Source organism: Gordonia malaquae NBRC 108250 (assembly GCF_000344135.1).
GTDB classification, from domain to species: Bacteria; Actinomycetota; Actinomycetes; order Mycobacteriales; family Mycobacteriaceae; genus Gordonia; species Gordonia malaquae.
Map to the genome: position 1 here is coordinate 1 of NZ_BAOP01000087.1, position 1,345 is coordinate 1,345.

At 64.2% G+C, this 1,345-nt stretch carries 1 protein-coding gene and 1 other annotated feature; the gene reads left to right on the plus strand.

What is annotated here, in order from left to right; all coding sequences use genetic code 11:
• The first annotated feature begins 52 nt into the window (after window positions 1–52).
• A protein-coding gene (locus GM1_RS21280; RefSeq protein ID WP_085950690.1) for an IS3 family transposase occupies window positions 53–1,314 on the plus strand; the annotation gives its coding sequence in 2 pieces (ribosomal slippage) (window positions 53–350 and window positions 350–1,314; 1,263 coding nt in all).
• Window positions 340–471 (plus strand) — a sequence feature (AL1L pseudoknot). It overlaps the preceding gene by 132 nt.
• Window positions 1,315–1,345: the final 31 nt, after the last annotated feature.

The following is a 1,345-nucleotide window of genomic DNA, read 5'->3' on the forward strand; positions in this document are numbered from 1 at the left end:
TGAACCGTCCTGGGTCTGGTGGAGACCGTGAACGCACCAGGAGAATGCGATCATGGCAGCACCACGCAAGTTCGACCAGGAGACCCGTGAGCGGGCCGTCCGGATGTACCACGACCGACTGAAGGAGAACGACGGCGAATCCAAGTTGGGTGCCCGGCGGCATGTCGGCTCTCTCCTGGACATCAACCCCGCCACTCTCCGCAACTGGATCGACGCCGACGAAATGGCAGGGTCGGCGGGCGATGCAGAATCGGGCTCGAATGTCTCGGCTGAGCTGAAGGCCCTCCGGAAGGAGAATGCTGAATTGCGAAGGGCTAACGAGATTTTGAAGACTGCGTCAGCGTTTTTCGCAGCGGCGGAGGTCGACCGCCGACTGCGGTGATCGTCGAGTACATCGACGACAATCGGGAACGGTTCGGGGTCGACCCGATCTGCCGCGTGCTCACCGAGCACGGCATGGCGATCGCCCCGTCCACGTACTACGCACGCAAGAAGGCCGGCACAGTCTCCGAAGCAGTCCTGGCCGAGGCCTACGCCGCCAACGCAGTGTTCGGGGTCTACGAGCGGAACCGCCGTGTCTACGGGGTTCGCAAGCTCTGGCACGCGATGTGGCACGCCGGCCAGGCGATGGGTCGCGATCAAGTGGCCCGACTGATGGCCGTGTGCGGGATCTCCGGCGCCGTTCGCGGCGCGCATCGCACTGTCACCACCCACCGCGATGATCGAGCACCGAGATTCCCCGATCATGTTGAGCGGCAATGGAACCGACCGGCTGCGCCGGATCAGTTGTGGGTGGCCGACTTCACCTACGTGTGGACCCTCGCTGGGTTCGTCTACGTCGCGTTTCTCGTCGACGTCTTCTCTCGCCGGATCCTGGGGTGGCGGGTCATGTCGAGCAAGCGCACCCCGTTGGTGACCAGTGTCGTCGAGCAAGCCCTCTTCACTCGCCGACGGGGTGAATTCGCTTTCACCCCAACAGGTTTGGTGCATCACAGTGATGCCGGCAGTCAGTACACGTCGATAGCGTTCTCCACCGAGCTCCGCGCCGCCGGGATCACCGGGTCGATCGGCTCCGTGGGCGATGCGCTCGACAACGCGCTAATGGAGTCGACGATCGGCTTGTACAAGACCGAGCTGATCGACGTCGAACGATCCCGGTCCTGGACCGGCCGGGCCGAGGTCGAGCGTGAGACCGCGGCCTGGGTGCACTGGTACAACACCGAGCGTCTGCACTCCGCGATCGGCTACATCTCGCCGACCGAGCATGAGGCGCGCTACCGTCAGACCGTCCCCTCGACACCCGAGGTGGCCTAATCCAGGTCTCCGACCGGACCAGGACGGTTCA